The sequence below is a fragment of the Klebsiella terrigena genome (assembly GCF_012029655.1).
In the GTDB taxonomy this organism is placed as follows: domain Bacteria; phylum Pseudomonadota; class Gammaproteobacteria; order Enterobacterales; family Enterobacteriaceae; genus Klebsiella; species Klebsiella terrigena.
In genome coordinates this window covers 4357804-4373581 of the sequence record NZ_CP050508.1, presented here as the reverse complement: position 1 = coordinate 4373581, position 15778 = coordinate 4357804, and the positions used below count along the sequence as shown (strand labels likewise).

Genomic DNA, 15778 nt, shown 5'->3' with positions numbered 1-15778 from the left:
GGGAAGCAACATGGCTAAATCACCCAGTATTAAACGCGAAAAGTGGATTCGCCTGTCGCTCACCTGGCTGGTTATCGCCGCGGTGTCGGCGATCATCATCTATCCGCTGGTCTGGACGGTTGGGGCGTCGCTGAACGCCGGAAACAGCCTGCTCAGCACCTCGATTATTCCGGAGAATCTCTCCTTCCAGCACTACGCCGATCTGTTCAACGGTAACGTGAACTATCTGACCTGGTACTGGAACTCGATGAAGATAAGCTTCATGACCATGGCGCTGACCCTCATCAGCGTCAGTTTCACCGCCTACGCCTTCTCCCGCTTTCGTTTTAAAGGGCGGCAGAACGGGCTAATGCTGTTTCTGCTGCTGCAGATGATCCCCCAGTTTTCGGCGCTGATTGCGATCTTTGTCCTCTCGCAGCTGCTGGGCCTGATCAACAGCCATCTGGCGCTGGTACTGATCTACGTTGGCGGCATGATCCCGATGAACACCTGGCTGATGAAGGGCTACCTCGACGCGATCCCCAAAGATCTGGACGAGTCGGCGCGCATGGACGGCGCCAGCAGCCTGCGGATCTTTTTCGAAATCATCATGCCGTTGTCGAAGCCGATTCTGGCGGTGGTCGCGCTGTTTTCGTTCACCGGCCCGCTGGGGGACTTCATTTTATCGAGCACTATCCTGCGCACGCCGGACAAATACACGCTGCCGATCGGCCTGTATAACCTGGTGGCGCAGAAAATGGGCGCCAGCTACACCACCTATGCGGCGGGCGCGGTGCTGATTGCGGTACCGGTAGCGATTCTCTATCTGGCATTACAAAAATACTTTGTTTCCGGCCTGACTTCTGGCAGTACAAAAGGATAACCCCATGAAAAGATTAACGCCCGCGCTGCTTGCTGTTTGTCTGGCATGCAGTTTTTCCGCCAGTTTGCATGCTGCCGATACGCTGCAAACGCGCTCTTTTAACAATATGCCCGCCGACTTTATCAAAGGCGCGGATATTTCCACCCTGCTGGATGCCGAAAAGCACGGGGCAAAGTTTTATAACCACAGCAACCAGCTGCAGGACCCCATCGCGATCCTCAAGGCTGACGGCGTTAACTACGTGCGCCTACGCCTGTGGGTTGATCCGAAAGATGCGCAGGGCCAGGCCTACGGCGGCGGCGATAACGATCTGGCGGCAACGCTGGCGCTGGCTAAGCGGGCAAAAGCGCAGGGCATGAAGCTGCTGCTCGACTTCCACTACAGCGATTTCTGGACCGACCCGGGCAAGCAGTTCAAGCCAAAAGCCTGGGAAAAGATGGATTATCCGCAGCTGAAAACCACTATCCACGACTATACCCGCGATACCATCGCCCGCTTTAAGCAGGAGGGCGTGCTGCCGGATATGGTGCAGATTGGCAATGAAATTAACGGCGGCATGCTGTGGCCGGAAGGCAAAAGCTGGGGGCAGGGCGGCGGCGAGTTTGACCGGCTGGCCGGCCTGCTGAACGCCGCCATCGATGGCCTGAAGGAGAACCTGAAGGGCGGCGAGCAGGTCAAAATCATGCTCCATCTGGCTGAAGGCACCAAAAACGATACCTTCCGCTGGTGGTTTGATGAAATCAGCAAGCGCAACGTGCCGTACGACATCATTGGCCTGTCGATGTACACCTACTGGAATGGCCCGATTAGCGCGCTGAAGGCCAATATGGACGATATCAGCAAGCGCTATAACAAAGACGTTATCGTGGTGGAGGCCGCTTACGCCTATACCCTGGAGAATTGCGACAATGCCGAAAATAGTTTCCAGGCCAAAGAGGAAAAAGACGGCGGCTATCCGGCAACGGTGCAGGGACAATATAATTACGTTCACGATTTAATGCAGGCCGTTGCCGATGTTCCTGACCATCGCGGCAAGGGCATATTTTATTGGGAGCCCACATGGATTGCCGTGCCGGGAAATACCTGGGCCACGCCGGCGGGAATGAAATATATCCATGATGAGTGGAAGCAGGGAAATGCCCGCGAAAACCAGGCGCTGTTTGATTGCCAGGGAAAAGTATTACCGTCGATAAAAGTCTTTAATTAATATCCCCGAGACGTATTGAGCTTCGCAGACGCCGGCGGCATTTGGCTACCCCGACATGGGCTTAATTGCCCGTCGGCCGACGCTCAAATTATTCAGGGAATATATGAATGTTAAACTTCAGGATGTTTATTATGAAAAAATTTGCGCCTTTGAGTCCGAAGGTTAATGCGCTATTGCATGGTGCGGACTACAACCCGGAACAGTGGGAAAACTATCCCGATATTATCGACCATGATATTGCCATGATGCAGCAGGCAAACTGCAACGTGATGTCGGTGGGTATTTTCAGCTGGGCCAAACTTGAACCTCGGGAAGGCGTATTTGAGTTTGGCTGGCTGGATAGCATTCTGGATAAGCTCTATGCCGCCGGCATTCACGTATTTCTTGCCACCCCGAGCGGGGCGCGGCCGGCCTGGATGTCGCAGGCCTATCCGCAGGTGCTGCGCGTCGGGCGCGACCGCGTGCCGGCGCTGCACGGCGGGCGGCACAACCACTGCATGAGCTCGCCGGTATACCGGGAAAAGACCGGCAAAATAAACAGCCTGCTGGCGGAGCGCTATTCACGGCATCCGGCGGTGCTGGGCTGGCATATCTCCAACGAATACGGCGGCGAGTGCCACTGCGATATCTGCCAGGAGCGCTTCCGCGACTGGCTGAAGGCACGCTATGAGACGTTGGATAATCTCAACCATGCCTGGTGGAGCACCTTCTGGAGCCACACCTATAGCGACTGGTCGCAGATTGAATCTCCGTCCCCGCAGGGGGAGGTCTCCATCCACGGCCTCAACCTCGACTGGCATCGCTTTAATACCGCGCAGGTTAGCGATTTTTGTCGCCATGAAGTTGCCCCGCTGAAAGCGGCAAATGCCGACCTGCCGGTGACCACAAACTTTATGGAATATTTCTACGATTACGACTACTGGCAGCTGGCAAAAAACCTCGATTTCATCTCCTGGGATAGCTACCCGATGTGGCATCGCGACAAGGATGAGACGACGCTGGCCTGCTACACCGCGATGTATCACGACATGATGCGTAGCCTGAAGGGCGGTAAGCCGTTTGTGCTGATGGAATCGACGCCGAGCGCAACCAACTGGCAGCCGACCAGCAAGCTGAAAAAGCCGGGCATGCACATTCTCTCCTCCCTGCAGGCGGTGGCCCACGGCGCGGATTCGGTGCAGTACTTCCAGTGGCGCAAGAGCCGGGGTTCGGTGGAGAAATTCCACGGCGCAATTATCGATCACGTCGGGCACCTTGATACCCGCGTCGGCCGGGAAGTGACCCGGCTGGGTGAGATGCTGAGCCAGCTGCCGGAGGTGGTGGGCTGTAGCACCGATGCCAAAGTGGCGATCGTTTTCGATCAGCAAAACCGCTGGGCGTTGGACGATGCCCAGGGGCCGCGCAATATGGGTATGGAGTATGAAAATACCGTTAACGAGCACTACCGCCCGTTCTGGGAGCAGGGCATTGCGGTGGATATCATCGATGCCGATGTCGATTTAAGCCCCTATCGGCTGGTGATTGCGCCGATGCTCTATATGGTTCGCGACGGCTTTTCCGAGCGCGCCGAAGCGTTCGTTGCCGGCGGCGGTCATCTGGTGACCACCTACTGGACCGGGATTGTAAACGAGAGCGATCTTTGCCACCTCGGCGGTTTCCCGGGCCCGCTGCGCAACCTGCTGGGAATTTGGGCGGAGGAGATTGACTGCCTGAATGACGGCGAACGTAATCTGGTTCAGGGGCTGGCGGGCAATGAGAGCGGCCTGCAGGGCCCTTATCAGGTGCGCCACCTCTGCGAGCTGATCCACGCTGAGGGCGCGCAGCCGCTGGCGACCTATCGGGATGATTTCTACGCCGGGCGGCCGGCGGTGACCGTTAACCGCTTTGGCAAAGGCAAGGCCTGGCACGTGGCGTCGCGCAACGACCTGGCCTTCCAGCGCGATTTCTTCGCCTCGATAAGCAAAGAGCTGGCGCTGCCGCGGGCCGTCGATGCTGATTTCCCGCCGGGCGTCGTGGCAACGGCGCGTACCGACGGCGAAACGACCTTTGTGTTCCTGCAAAACTACAGCGCCCAGCAGCATAGCGTGACGCTCCCGCAGGGCTATCGCGACTGCCTCTCCGGCGCCGCGGCTGATGCGCCTCTGAGCCTGAGCGCCTGGGATTGCCGCATCCTCAGCCGCAAAGCGTAATTCCTCTCTGCCCATGCCTGCTCTCGCGAGCAGGCTTTTTTTTATCTGTTATCATCTGGAGCGTATTATGGTGAGTTTAAAATCCTTCCTGCACTATTTCTCCCAGCCCCGCCCGACGGTTCCGCTAAGCGATGTGGAAAAACAGCAGGTTCAGTCCCTCATTTCCGCCTTTGGCGGCGAGGAGAATATTGTTAACGTTGACGCCTGTATTACCCGCCTGCGGGTCACGGTAAATAATCTGGCGGTCGTTGACTCTCAGGCTTTACAGCAGCAGGGGGCGTTGGGCGTTATTATTCTTGGGCAACAGGTGCATGCTATTTTTGGTAAGCAGTCGGATGCCCTGCGTCAATTATTAGACGGCCATTTTACCGCCCGTCGTTAAATAAAAAAGGGATAACTCAACGGTGAGTTATCCCTGATATACGCCGCATATTTCACGCCATAGGTGGGCAGCTGCTGTCGTTAAAAAACGCTTTCATGCCTGCCGCCGTCCTGCAACCAGAATTATTCAGGATATTAAAATAGCAATGGCAATACTCATTACCGGAGGGTAATTAACAACCTTACAGCTGGAGATAAAACGATATTACGCGATATTTATTACCACCAGGCTTCGACCTGGACACCAAAGTTCCACGTGTTGCTGGCAGTCTGATCTTCAAATGGCTTACCGTGCTCGGAATCATTCAGGTAGGAGGCAAAAATACGCAGCTCCGGACGCGACATAAAGTCAGGACCGTCGGCGAGGCCTAGCGCAATGGTGTACTTCTCACCCGCCTGCTTGTAGTCGGTATTGTTCTTGTAGCTATCTTTCTGGTAGAACCCGCCCACCTCGCCGATCAGCCGTACGTACTCCGTAAATTGATACTGTCCGCGGGCGACGAGAGAAAGCATCCGCGTTTTATTGGTGTAGTCGGTGATGTCGTCGGCGGAACCCCAGGTCAGAACGTGGTTAATGGAGAACTTCTCGGTAATCGGGATCAGGCCGGTATTGATAACGCGATAGCCGCTGGCGTCGTTAACGTAGTTCCACATGTCGTACCAGCCGCCGCCCTGGGAGACCATATTTTGCGCCAGCCCTTTATTGGCGTACTGCAGCACCAGCTTGTTATAACCGCCCAGCATATCCTGGCTTATCTCACCGGTCAGCATGACGCCGTTTTCAGCATCGTAGAGTCCGCCGTAGCTGTCCTGCTTTTTGGTGGTGTTCGGCATGGCATAGTCGATACCGAATTCGGTCCACGAGCCGGACCACGGTTTCCAGCCGGCGTAGCGCAGATCGAGGTAGTTAATATTGACGTTGCTGTCGCCATCGACGCGGTAGTCGACGTCGTTAGCGTCGCCGCGGATCCATGCGAATGAGACCGCGCCCGGGCCCAGAGTGTAGTTTTCGAGCCCGGCACCGGAGCCGGAAATGTTCCAGTATTTGGTATCAATGATGTGCAGGTCGTGGCGCTGGTAATAGCGTTTACCGCCCCATATCACCGCATTCGGGTCGCCCGGGACCAGGCCTTTAATCTGCAGGTTGAGCTGGCGCAGGCCAAACTGCGCATCGTCGTTAAGCGTGGTTTCGTTATCGTTGGAGCCGTCTGACACCATGCTGACCATGCTATCAAGGTAGAAGCTGACGTCGTTCTTTTTATAGACTTCTGAGCCGAGCTCCAGCTCGCCGTAGGTATCGGATTCGTTGCCCAGGCGGCCAATCTTATTCTTTTGCCATTCGGCGAGGCTTCCATCACCGGAGACCCCAACCCCGGCGCGCATATAACCATGAAAATCGATACCCGGAACCGTAGCGGTGGCCGCGATTACGGAGGGTGAAATCAGCGCGGCGGTTAACGCAGCAGAAAGAGTGCGCAGCGTAGTGTTCATGTCTATCCTCTTATTGTTTTGTATTACGTTCACATTAACGATGTCATAAAATGCCTAAACGTAAGTTCAGGCAAATGAACGATCGCGATAGTGTGACTAAGTGCAAATAAAACCGCGTATTTTGTTACGGTCGGTGAGTCCATTCACAATTTGATGTATTGTGAGCGTAATACTTTTATTGGCAGTTTTTCGCCGGGGAACGTCGCGGGGAGCGTTTTTTCAAAGAGCCCCTGTTACAATCCAGGGATAACAACATAAGGAACCGGACCATGAAGTCTAAAAGTGCAACCTTAGAAGATGTCGCTCGCCATGCGGGGGTCTCTTATCAGACGGTGTCCAGGGTACTGAATAAATCTGCCAATGTATCCGAAGCCACGCGTCACAAGGTGGAGAAATCTATTGAGCTGCTGCGCTACGTGCCAAATCGGCTGGCTCAGCAGCTGGTGGGTAAGCAAAGTCGGACCGTGGGTCTGGTGACCATTTCGCTCGCGCTGCACGCGCCTTCGCAGGTGGCGGCGGCGGTGAAACGCTACGCTAACGTTGAAGGGTATCAGGTGCTGATCTCAATGATTGATGAGAGCGTCAACCAAAGTATCCAGGATTCGCTCAACGAGCTGAAGTCTCAGCTGGTAGACAAGGTGATCATTAACGTCCCTCTGGATACCGAACAGGCGCAGAAAATCGCCGCTGACAATGACGACATCGTATGTTTGTTTTTAGACGTTGATCCCTACAGCTCGGTGTTTAACGTTTCGTTTAACCCGGCCGACGGCACCCGTGCGAGCGTGAAATATCTCTATGAGATGGGCCATCGTGAAATTGCGCTGCTGGCCGGCCCGGAAAGCTCCGTATCGGCCAGGCTGAGGCTGAAAAGCTGGCTTGAAACGCTGGAGGGCTATGGCCTGCAGCCGGTAACGGTGATCCGCGGCAACTGGGATGCGCAAAGCGGCTATGCCGGGGCTTTACAGATGCTGCGCGAGACGCCGAAATTTAGCGCGGTGCTGGTCGGCAACGACCAGATGGCGCTGGGGGTATTGAGCGCTTTCCATCAGCATCAGGTGCCGATCCCCGGTGAGAAGTCGGTCATTGGCTATGATGACACCTATGAAAGCTCCTTCTTCTATCCGGCGCTAACCACCGTTTCACTGGATCTCGATTTACAGGGGAAAGAGGCCGTGCGCCGCATCCTGGACAGCGGCGATAGCGAAAAGCTGAACACCTCCTCCATTCTTCCGGCGCGGCTGGTGGTACGTCACTCTACCGGGCCCAAAATGGAGCAGGGGAAGAACCTACAGGCCATTGCCGAGCAGCTGCGCGCGCTTGCCCATCAGCTGAATCCCTGATAGCCAGCGGACGGGCGTCTCAGCCCGCCGCCTAAATCCCTTTGCTGTTCATGGTTGATCTTTGTTGTTTACCGGCGTAACCTTGTTGTTATGTTATAACGTATCGAGTGAGGTCATCATGAAAGCGAATATTCATCCGCATTACCGCACCGTTGTGTTTCACGACACCAGCGCTAATGAATATTTTAAAGTGGGTTCGACGATAAAAACCGAGCGTGAGATCGATCTGGAAGGGGTGACCTATCCGTACGTGCCGGTTGACGTCTCCTCCAAATCGCACCCGTACTACACCGGTAAGCAGAAAACCTTCTCCAGTGAGGGGAGCACCGCCCGTTTCCGCCAGCGTTTCGGCGGCTTTATTGACGCGAAAAGGAGCTAGCCATGCAGGTGCTTAATTCGTTACGCAGCGCCAAACAGCGCCATCCGGACTGCCAGATAGTCAAACGCAAAGGGCGTCTGTACGTCATCTGCAAAAGTAACCCCCGCTTTAAGGCCGTGCAGGGGCGGAAAAAAAGGCGCTAGCCTGCCTGAGGGCGAAGGCTCTCCAGGGTACGGATCTGCTGGCCATCGGTGCTGAAGTTGTCGCTGGCCAGCCATCTCTGCATAGCGCTATCAATCTGCGGCCACTCCGCATCGATTATCGAAAACCAGTCGGTATCCCGGTTGTGGCCCTTTATCACCAGCGCCTGACGAAAGCGCCCCTCATAGTGAAAACCTAGTCGCCGCGCCGCCCGACGTGAAGGCTCGTTCAGACTGTTGCATTTCCATTCGTAGCGGCGATAGCCGAGGGTATCAAACGCGTAGCGCATCAGCAGCCAGTGCGCTTCGGTAGCCATTGCCGTTCGGCTAAGCAGCGGCGAAAAATGCACGTGCCCCACCTCGATAACGCCATTATTTGCATCAATTCTCATCAGCGCCAGCGAGCCGACGGGCAGTCGGGTCTGGCGGTCAATCACCGCAAAATGAAGCGGGTCGCTAAGCTCGGCTACGCTGGCTACCCATGCGCTAAACTCTTCGACGCTGCTATCAGGCTCACGCAGCAGCCAGGTCCAGCTGCGCGTATCCGGGGCCAGCTGATGGGCGGCGAAGAGCGCCTCAGCGTGCTTCCCGGCCAGCGGCTCCAGATAACAGAGGCGTCCTTGCAGGGTGTGCCGCTGCGGAGCGGGACGCGGCTGCCAGTCGGGCAGGGCATCGCCAACGGGTTGGCCGAAGTGGTTATGCTGACTCATTTTGCTTTCCTTATATGGACGTATGCGCTGAGACTAAGGCCTTGCTGGTTCCATAAAAAGTGCCATTGAACTATATTTTTATGGTGCCACGAGGAGCCGCAATGAATATCCCTGACGATGCCTTTTTCACTTTACTGGAACATGCCCTGCGCGACAGGGGCGATGAGACGCTGCAGCGGACGCTGTACCACGCGCTGCGTGGCGCTATTTTGCAGGGGACTCTGGCAGGAGGCAGCCGTCTGCCTGGCTCACGCGCCATCGCCAGCTGGCTCAATCTGTCGCGCAATACGGTTAACGCGGCGCTGGAGCAGCTGGCGATGGAGGGCTACTTGCTGCGCAGCCGGCAGGGGACGCACGTGGCGGCGCTGAGTTCTGCGCAGGAGAGCAAGGTTACGCTACCGGCGATTGTGCTGCCGGAACGGCTGCTGGCGCTCCCGGCGGGGGCCCGGCGCGACTCTCCTGCGCTGGCCTTTACTCCCGGTACGCCGGCGGTTAACTACTTTCCTCTCTCCATTTGGCGACGCCTGCTCGATCGCGTCCTGCGCGAAGAGGGCAGCACGCTGCTGGGCTACGGTGATGCGGCGGGGGAGCTGGCGCTGCGGGAGGCTATCGTGCGCCACCTGGCGCTGTCGCGCGGTATTCGCTGCGATGCCCGGCAGATTGTCATTACCGAAGGCGCGCTCGAGGGGGTCAATCTGTGTACCCACCTGCTGAGCGTCGCTGGCGACACCGCCTGGGTAGAGGAGCCGGGCTATTTAGGTGCCAAAAGCGTGTTTCTGAAGGCCGGGCTGCGGGTGAAGGGGATGGCGGTCGACAGCGAAGGCATGCGTCCGGAGGTGGATGAGGGCGAAACGCCGAGGCTCATTTTCACTTCCCCTTCGCACCAGTATCCATGCGGAGCGGTGATGAGCGCCGGGCGACGTCTGGCGCTGCTGGAGTACGCGCGCCAGCATAATGCCTGGATCGTGGAAGATGACTACGATAGCGAGTTTCGCTACAGCGGTGAGCCGATCCCGGCGATGCTGGGAATGGTAAAAGACGCGCCGGTGGTCTATCTCGGTACGTTCAGCAAAACGCTGTTCCCGGCGCTGCGGATTGGTTTTGTGGTCATGCCGCCGGCGCTGGCCGCCGCGGCTCAGGGGGCGGTTAGCGCGCTGCTGCGGGGCGGCCATCGGGCTGAACAGCGGGCGCTGGCGCTCTTCATCGAAGAGGGCCACTATGCCCGTCATCTGGCCGCCATGCGCCGTTTGTATCGTAAGCGACAGCTGCAGCTACGCGATGCCCTGGCCAGGGAGCTGACCCAGCCTTGTGACATTCTCGGCGGCGAGGGCGGGCTGCACCTGACGGTCGCCGTTGAGGGGATTGATGATGTGGCGGTGGTTGAGCAGGCCCGCCAGTTTCAGCAGGCCCCTGCGGCGTTAAGCCGCTTCTATCTGGACGCACGGCGCGCGCGAAGCGGGCTGGTGCTGGGATATGGCAATACGTCCGCTTCGCATTTTGCTCCGGCGCTGCGGACGTTAAATCGTCTTATCAGGCTGTGCCGCCGCGGGTCAGGCTGAAGACATCGTAGAACGACAGCTCGCCTTTGGTATCAATCATTTTTTGCAGCTGCGTTTTCTGCTCGCCCGCTACGCGCGGCGACTGCAGGATCCGCTCGATCAGCTGAGGCGGGACGAAGCGGGTGTTGTACCATTCGCCGTTGTAGCAGACGCGAAAGTCCAGGACGTCGATATCTTCGTAGCGATAGCGCGGATAGACGTCAAAGAAAAAGAAGCCGTTCAGCAGGACAAACAGCACCACCAGAAGCCATACGGAATCTACCAGCGTCTCTGAGGTGAACATGACGACGAAGGTCGCAGCAAAGGCGGCGTACATCGCGACGAACAGCCACGGATGATTGCGAATAAAACTGATACTGAAGCGCGGACGGTTGTCGCGCTTCTCTTTCACATTGAGCTCATCAATGGTATTGGTCAGCAGTTGCTGTATTTCTGTCATTTTGTCCCCGAATTCTACTAAGGCCCAGCCTGAAGGCTATTTTATGTTGCGGGAATCAGATGGAAAAGTAACAGATCAGTTGCGGAAAAGCATAACAGTTACTCTTTTTCAGCTTCCAGCATCCTGATGATTTGCGCGGGATTGCCGCCAACAACCGCATTCGGCGGAACGTCTTTGACGACCACGGCCCCGGAGGCGATGACGGCGTTATCGCCAATCGTCACGCCAGGGTTAATCACGGCGCGGCCGCCAATCCAGACGTTATTCCCGATGGTGACCGGTTTACCGTACTCTCTGCCGCTGTTGCGCTCGACGGCATCAAGAGGATGGGTGGCGGTATAGATATGTACGCCGGGCGCCAACATGCAGTTATCGCCGATCCTTATCGGGCAGACGTCGAGCATGACGCAGTCGAAATTAGCGTAGAAATTACTGCCGAGATAAATATTGTAACCATAGTCACAGCGGAAGGTGGGCTCAATCCAGGCATCGCCCGCCTGACCAAATAACGCTGTCAGACAGTTTTTGCGTAGTTCACGTTCTTCCGGCGCCGAATGGTTGTAGCGATGCAGCTCCTGCCTGGCATGCAGGCGATCCGCGCGTAGCGTCGCATCTCCGGGCTGATACAGCTCTCCGGCGATCATCTTAAGCTTCTCTTCACTCATGGGGCTTTCCTCAAATAGCGGGTGGGCCACAGTATAAAAAAGAAACCGGTTTCAGATACGCCGTTTGGCTATTTATGCGAGTAATATCACAAATATACCCGAAGTGAGGGGAGAGGGCTGATTACCGCCTGGTCGTTACCTGAAATGAATTAGCGAATGAATTTCCATACCGACGTCGGGATTTTGTCGTAGAGCTTATTCATGGTCAATTCGGCAAGACGGTGATCGGCCGCTGAGTAAAATACAGCCAGTTCGTTGTCCGGAAGTTCGTATTTATTTTTTTCAATTACGCGTTCCAGCGTATCAATTGTCTGACAACGGCGTAAGCGCATCAAATAGTCTGTTTTGGTTAATGGTTCACCAGACATAAATTCACCTTTAGATTGTAATAATACTAACAAGAAAGACTTGCCGGATTTTCCCGGCTGGCGTTAACAAAACAACGGAATAACCGATTTCCCGATTTACGCCATTTCTGCAGGTCTACGCTGTTAATGCCGTAGCTGCTAAACAACATGAAAGTGTCATCAAGGTATTCATCGAGCTGAGCAATCAGTTTATTATCCTCAGCGTACTTAATTTTATAATTAAGCGCGAAGGTAGCAATGTGATCGATCAATTCATTAAGCTGAAGATTGACAGCCGACGTCGGGTCATTGACCCACCCGTGGTTGCTCTCTTCCAGGTTTGCAAGGCAATCATGATACAGGGTTTCGCAGAGAAATCGAAGCTGTGCGATATCATGTCTTTTTGGCGAGTATTCGTCCATAACACATCCCCTTTTGAGTGGTTTTAAACGACGACTAACAAGCACCGTTGTGGGATGAACACGACTAACAGACCTGGCACATACATTGTAATCCTGTTGATTTAACTATAATCCACTCTTAAACAGATTTCACCGTGCTATTACGAAAAATTACAATTATGACCCTTAATTTATCTTAACGCATCGGATTTTATTATACCGCAACATATCAAGGTGATGGCTATCGCAAAGCACACCTTATGGATCATTGGTTTAGCAGGTTATTTTGTCATGCGCCCGTCGGCAGCCACGGATAACGCTGGTATTAAGAATATTCTGAGTGAGACCGAAGGGTTAAACCGTGAAGAATAATCTGGTAAAAATAGGTTACGTCATATCTTTGCTGATTATATAGCAGAACATCCGCTAAACAATCACATTGTGTGCGCTTTCATCGATAAAAAAAGGGCCGCAAATGCGGCCCTGAGTTTAGAGATTAATGATGCCCGGTCGGATGACTGTGCTCAATATCTTCCGTTTTCTTGCTGAAACGGCGACGAACGACCACGAAGAATACCGGCACGAAGAAGATTGCCAGAACCGTCGCGGTGACCATCCCGCCCATTACGCCGGTACCTACGGCGTTCTGCGCGCCGGAGCCTGCGCCGGAGCTGATAACCAGCGGCATAACCCCGAGGATAAAGGCCAGCGAGGTCATCAGGATTGGACGCAGACGCATACGTACCGCCTCCAGCGTTGCCTCAATCAGGCCCTTGCCTTCTTTATCCATCAGGTCTTTGGCGAACTCTACGATAAGTATCGCGTTCTTCGCCGACAGGCCGATGGTGGTCAGCAGACCTACCTGGAAGTAGACGTCGTTAGTCAGGCCGCGGAAGGTTGCGGCCAGCAGCGCGCCGATAACCCCGAGCGGTACAACCAGCATAACCGAGAACGGAATTGACCAGCTTTCATACAGCGCTGCCAGACACAGGAATACCACAATCAACGAGATGGCATACAGTGCCGGAGCCTGGTTACCGGACAGACGTTCCTGATAGGACATACCGGTCCAGTCGTAGCCAACGCCAGCCGGCAGCTTGCCCGCCAGTTCTTCCATCAGGTTCATGGCTTCACCGGTACTTCTACCCGGAGCCGCCTGACCGAGGATTTCCATCGACGGCAGACCGTTATAGCGTTCCAGACGCGGTGAACCGTACTCCCAGTGCGACGTTGAGAAGGCCGAGAACGGCACCATCTGCCCGTCGCTACCGCGAACGTACCAGTTGCCAATATCTTCTGGCAGCATGCGGTATTTCGCTTCGGACATCACGTACACTTTCTTCACGCGACCGCGGTCGATAAAGTCGTTGACGTAGCTACCGCCCCAGGCTGCGCCCAGCGTGGTATTGATGTCACTGATGGATACGCCCAGCGCCTGCGCTTTCTCCTGATCGATATCCACCTTGAACTGCGGAGTATCTTCCAGGCCGTTCGGACGCACGCCGACCAGCAGGTCAGGGTGTTTCGCCACTTCACCAAACAGCTGGTTACGCGCCTGGGTCAGTTTTTCATGGCCTAAGCCACCCTGGTCGATCAGCTGGAAGTCAAAGCCGGTTGCGGTACCCAGCTCGACGATAGCCGGCAGGTTAAAGGCGAAGACCATCGCATCTTTAATCTGCGAGAAGCGCGCCATCGCACGACCGGTAATCGCTTCAACCTTGTTCTCGCTGCCCGGACGTTCGCTCCAGTCTTTCAGAGAAACGAACGCAATACCGGTGTTCTGACCACGACCCGCGAAGCCAAAGCCGTTAACCGCGAACACGGATTCAACGTTGGCTTTCTCTTTCGTGAGGTAGTAGTCCGTCATCTCATCCAGCACTTTCTGCGTACGCTCCTGGGTGGCACCAGCAGGCAGCTGCGCCATGCTCAGGAACACGCCCTGGTCTTCATCCGGCAGGAACGAGCTCGGCAGACGAACGAACAGGAATGCCATTCCGACAACGATGATCAGATACAGCACCAGATAACGACCGGTACTGCGCAGGATGTTGCCTACGCTATCGGTGTAGTGGTGGGTGCTCTTATCGAACATGCGGTTAAACCAGCCAAAGAAGCCTTTGTGCTCGCCGTGACCGCCTTTAGCGATAGGTTTCAGCATCGTGGCGCACAGCGCCGGCGTCAGAATCAATGCCACCAGTACCGACAGCGCCATCGCCGAAACGATAGTGATGGAGAACTGACGATAAATCGCCCCGGTTGAGCCGCCGAAGAAGGCCATCGGGATGAATACCGCCGACAGGACCATCGCGATACCGACCAGCGCGCCCTGGATCTGGCCCATGGATTTACGGGTTGCTTCCTTCGGCGGGAGCCCCTCCTCGGCCATGACGCGCTCGACGTTTTCTACCACCACGATGGCGTCATCCACCAACAGGCCTATCGCCAGCACCATACCAAACATGGTTAAGGTGTTTATCGAGAAGCCAAAGATGGCGAGGATGGCGAATGTCCCTAACAGGACCACCGGAACCGCGATGGTTGGAATCAGCGTGGCGCGGAAGTTCTGCAGGAACAGGTACATAACCAGGAAGACCAGGATAATTGCTTCAACCAGCGTTTTAACCACTTCATGAATGGAGATTTTCACGAACGGCGTGGTGTCATACGGGTAAACAATCTTCAGGCCTGACGGGAAGTACGGCTCCATTTTCGCCAGTTCAGCGCGAATGGCGTTTGCGGTATCCAGCGCGTTAGCGCCGGTCGCCAGTTTGATACCCAGACCGGAAGCCGGCTGGTTGTTAAACTTCGCGATGATGTCGTAGTTTTCGCCACCGAGCTCGACCTTCGCCACATCGCGCAGGCGAACCTGCGAACCGTCCTGGTTCACTTTCAGCAGGATGTTGCTAAATTCGTCCGCAGATTTCAGACGCGTTTGCGCAATGATCGAAGCGTTCAGCTGCTGGCCTTTCACCGGCGGCGTACCGCCTAACTGACCGGCTGCAACCTGGGCGTTCTGCGCTTTAATGGCGCTAATGACATCGACCGGCGTCAGCTGGAAGTTGTTCAGCTTGTTCGGATCCATCCAGATACGCATCGCGTACTGGGAACCAAACAGCTGAACGTCGCCCACGCCCGACGTACGGCTGATCGCATCCTTCATGTTGGCGCCAACGTAGTCGGAAATATCCTCCTGCGTCATGGTGCCGTTGGTGTTGATAACGCCGACAACCATCAGGAAGCTGCTGGAGGATTTCTCCACGCTCACGCCCTGTTGCTGTACTTCCTGCGGCAGCAGCGGCATAGCGAGCTGCAGTTTGTTCTGCACCTGCACCTGCGCGATATCCGCGTCGGTACCGGACTGGAAGGTCAGCGTGATCTGAACCGTACCGGTTGAGTCACTGTTGGAGGACATGTACATCAGGTTATCGATACCGTTCATGTTCTGTTCGATAACCTGCGTGACGGTATCCTGCACCGTTTTCGCATCAGCACCAGGGTAGGTTGCGGAAATTGTCACCGCCGGCGGCGCAATCGTTGGATATTGCGCGACAGGCAGCTTCAGGATCGCAAGTCCCCCAGCTAGCATGATTATTATGGCGATCACCCATGCGAATATGGGGCGATCGATAAAGAAATTAGGCATGTCTTAACGGCTCCTGTTTAAG

At 55.5% G+C, this 15778-nt stretch carries 16 protein-coding genes; 9 read left to right on the top strand and 7 right to left on the bottom strand.

The window, feature by feature from the left end:
* Positions 1-10 precede the first annotated feature (10 nt).
* The 4 genes from HCK03_RS20515 to HCK03_RS20500 all read left to right on the top strand — a co-directional run bounded on the left by HCK03_RS20515 (position 11) and on the right by HCK03_RS20500 (position 4640).
* Entirely contained in the window at positions 11-862 is an 852-nt protein-coding gene (locus HCK03_RS20515; RefSeq protein WP_041144345.1) for a sugar ABC transporter permease, read from the top strand.
* A gap of 4 nt (positions 863-866) precedes the next feature.
* Positions 867-2069 (top strand): glycoside hydrolase family 53 protein, encoded by a 1203-nt coding sequence (locus tag HCK03_RS20510; protein ID WP_115193441.1) that lies wholly within the window; start codon positions 867-869, stop codon positions 2067-2069.
* A 131-nt stretch (positions 2070-2200) separates the two neighbouring features.
* Positions 2201-4258, top strand: a complete 2058-nt coding sequence (locus HCK03_RS20505) for a beta-galactosidase (protein ID WP_167692114.1) — start codon at positions 2201-2203, stop codon at positions 4256-4258.
* 67 nt (positions 4259-4325) lie between these two features.
* Positions 4326-4640, top strand: coding sequence for a glucose PTS transporter subunit EIIB (locus HCK03_RS20500; RefSeq protein WP_041144347.1), 315 nt, complete (start codon positions 4326-4328; stop codon positions 4638-4640).
* 218 nt (positions 4641-4858) lie between these two features.
* On the opposite strand, the gene HCK03_RS20495 is transcribed toward HCK03_RS20500, so the two are convergent.
* Complete coding sequence (locus HCK03_RS20495; protein WP_167692113.1) at positions 4859-6130, bottom strand: maltoporin; 1272 nt, start codon at positions 6128-6130, stop codon at positions 4859-4861.
* A gap of 269 nt (positions 6131-6399) precedes the next feature.
* Here HCK03_RS20495 and HCK03_RS20490 point away from each other — a divergent pair, with 269 nt between their 5' ends.
* From HCK03_RS20490 to ykgO, 3 genes are all read left to right on the top strand, one after another.
* Positions 6400-7473 carry a LacI family DNA-binding transcriptional regulator gene (locus HCK03_RS20490; protein WP_115193440.1) on the top strand — a complete coding sequence of 358 codons (1074 nt, stop codon included), beginning with the start codon at positions 6400-6402 and terminating at the stop codon, positions 7471-7473.
* Positions 7474-7591: 118 nt separating this feature from the next.
* Positions 7592-7852 (top strand): type B 50S ribosomal protein L31, encoded by a 261-nt coding sequence (locus HCK03_RS20485; RefSeq protein ID WP_041144350.1) that lies wholly within the window; start codon positions 7592-7594, stop codon positions 7850-7852.
* A gap of 2 nt (positions 7853-7854) precedes the next feature.
* Positions 7855-7995: a type B 50S ribosomal protein L36 gene (ykgO, locus tag HCK03_RS20480; protein ID WP_003859006.1), complete on the top strand. Its 141-nt coding sequence runs from the start codon at positions 7855-7857 to the stop codon at positions 7993-7995.
* Here ykgO and HCK03_RS20475 read toward each other — a convergent pair.
* Positions 7992-8702 (bottom strand): GNAT family N-acetyltransferase, encoded by a 711-nt coding sequence (locus HCK03_RS20475; RefSeq protein ID WP_167692112.1) that lies wholly within the window; start codon positions 8700-8702, stop codon positions 7992-7994. The genes ykgO and HCK03_RS20475 overlap by 4 nt on opposite strands.
* A gap of 101 nt (positions 8703-8803) precedes the next feature.
* Between HCK03_RS20475 and pdxR the strand changes: the two genes are divergently transcribed.
* Positions 8804-10261 (top strand): MocR-like pyridoxine biosynthesis transcription factor PdxR, encoded by a 1458-nt coding sequence (pdxR, locus tag HCK03_RS20470; protein WP_167692111.1) that lies wholly within the window; start codon positions 8804-8806, stop codon positions 10259-10261.
* On the opposite strand, the gene HCK03_RS20465 is transcribed toward pdxR, so the two are convergent.
* Entirely contained in the window at positions 10233-10700 is a 468-nt protein-coding gene (locus HCK03_RS20465) for a YlaC family protein (protein WP_041144353.1), read from the bottom strand. The genes pdxR and HCK03_RS20465 overlap by 29 nt on opposite strands.
* On the opposite strand from HCK03_RS20465, the gene HCK03_RS26665 reads away from it, so the two are divergent.
* Complete coding sequence (locus HCK03_RS26665) at positions 10690-10827, top strand: hypothetical protein (protein WP_370461147.1); 138 nt, start codon at positions 10690-10692, stop codon at positions 10825-10827. The genes HCK03_RS20465 and HCK03_RS26665 overlap by 11 nt on opposite strands.
* Here HCK03_RS26665 and maa read toward each other — a convergent pair.
* From maa to acrB, 4 genes are all read right to left on the bottom strand, one after another.
* On the bottom strand, positions 10799-11365 hold the full coding sequence (maa, locus tag HCK03_RS20460; protein WP_041144354.1) for a maltose O-acetyltransferase: 567 nt from the start codon (positions 11363-11365) through the stop codon (positions 10799-10801). The genes HCK03_RS26665 and maa overlap by 29 nt on opposite strands.
* Before the next feature lie 149 nt (positions 11366-11514).
* Positions 11515-11733: an HHA domain-containing protein gene (locus HCK03_RS20455; RefSeq protein ID WP_041144355.1), complete on the bottom strand. Its 219-nt coding sequence runs from the start codon at positions 11731-11733 to the stop codon at positions 11515-11517.
* A 26-nt stretch (positions 11734-11759) separates the two neighbouring features.
* Positions 11760-12134, bottom strand: coding sequence for an Hha toxicity modulator TomB (gene tomB, locus HCK03_RS20450; protein ID WP_041144356.1), 375 nt, complete (start codon positions 12132-12134; stop codon positions 11760-11762).
* A gap of 475 nt (positions 12135-12609) precedes the next feature.
* Positions 12610-15756, bottom strand: a complete 3147-nt coding sequence (gene acrB / locus HCK03_RS20445) for a multidrug efflux RND transporter permease subunit AcrB (RefSeq protein ID WP_041144357.1) — start codon at positions 15754-15756, stop codon at positions 12610-12612.
* Positions 15757-15778: the final 22 nt, after the last annotated feature.

Bases quoted from the DNA above. Each gene is read 5' to 3' on its own strand.
- HCK03_RS20515 (WP_041144345.1), top strand. From the start codon at position 11: ATGGCTAAATCACCCAGTATTAAACGCGAAAAGTGGATTCGCCTGTCG.
- HCK03_RS20510 (WP_115193441.1), top strand. From the start codon at position 867: ATGAAAAGATTAACGCCCGCGCTGCTTGCTGTTTGTCTGGCATGCAGT.
- HCK03_RS20505 (WP_167692114.1), top strand. From the start codon at position 2,201: ATGAAAAAATTTGCGCCTTTGAGTCCGAAGGTTAATGCGCTATTGCAT.
- HCK03_RS20500 (WP_041144347.1), top strand. From the start codon at position 4,326: ATGGTGAGTTTAAAATCCTTCCTGCACTATTTCTCCCAGCCCCGCCCG.
- HCK03_RS20495 (WP_167692113.1), bottom strand. From the start codon at position 6,130: ATGAACACTACGCTGCGCACTCTTTCTGCTGCGTTAACCGCCGCGCTG.
- HCK03_RS20490 (WP_115193440.1), top strand. From the start codon at position 6,400: ATGAAGTCTAAAAGTGCAACCTTAGAAGATGTCGCTCGCCATGCGGGG.
- HCK03_RS20485 (WP_041144350.1), top strand. From the start codon at position 7,592: ATGAAAGCGAATATTCATCCGCATTACCGCACCGTTGTGTTTCACGAC.
- ykgO (WP_003859006.1), top strand. From the start codon at position 7,855: ATGCAGGTGCTTAATTCGTTACGCAGCGCCAAACAGCGCCATCCGGAC.
- HCK03_RS20475 (WP_167692112.1), bottom strand. From the start codon at position 8,702: ATGAGTCAGCATAACCACTTCGGCCAACCCGTTGGCGATGCCCTGCCC.
- pdxR (WP_167692111.1), top strand. From the start codon at position 8,804: ATGAATATCCCTGACGATGCCTTTTTCACTTTACTGGAACATGCCCTG.
- HCK03_RS20465 (WP_041144353.1), bottom strand. From the start codon at position 10,700: ATGACAGAAATACAGCAACTGCTGACCAATACCATTGATGAGCTCAAT.
- maa (WP_041144354.1), bottom strand. From the start codon at position 11,365: ATGAGTGAAGAGAAGCTTAAGATGATCGCCGGAGAGCTGTATCAGCCC.
- HCK03_RS20455 (WP_041144355.1), bottom strand. From the start codon at position 11,733: ATGTCTGGTGAACCATTAACCAAAACAGACTATTTGATGCGCTTACGC.
- tomB (WP_041144356.1), bottom strand. From the start codon at position 12,134: ATGGACGAATACTCGCCAAAAAGACATGATATCGCACAGCTTCGATTT.
- acrB (WP_041144357.1), bottom strand. From the start codon at position 15,756: ATGCCTAATTTCTTTATCGATCGCCCCATATTCGCATGGGTGATCGCC.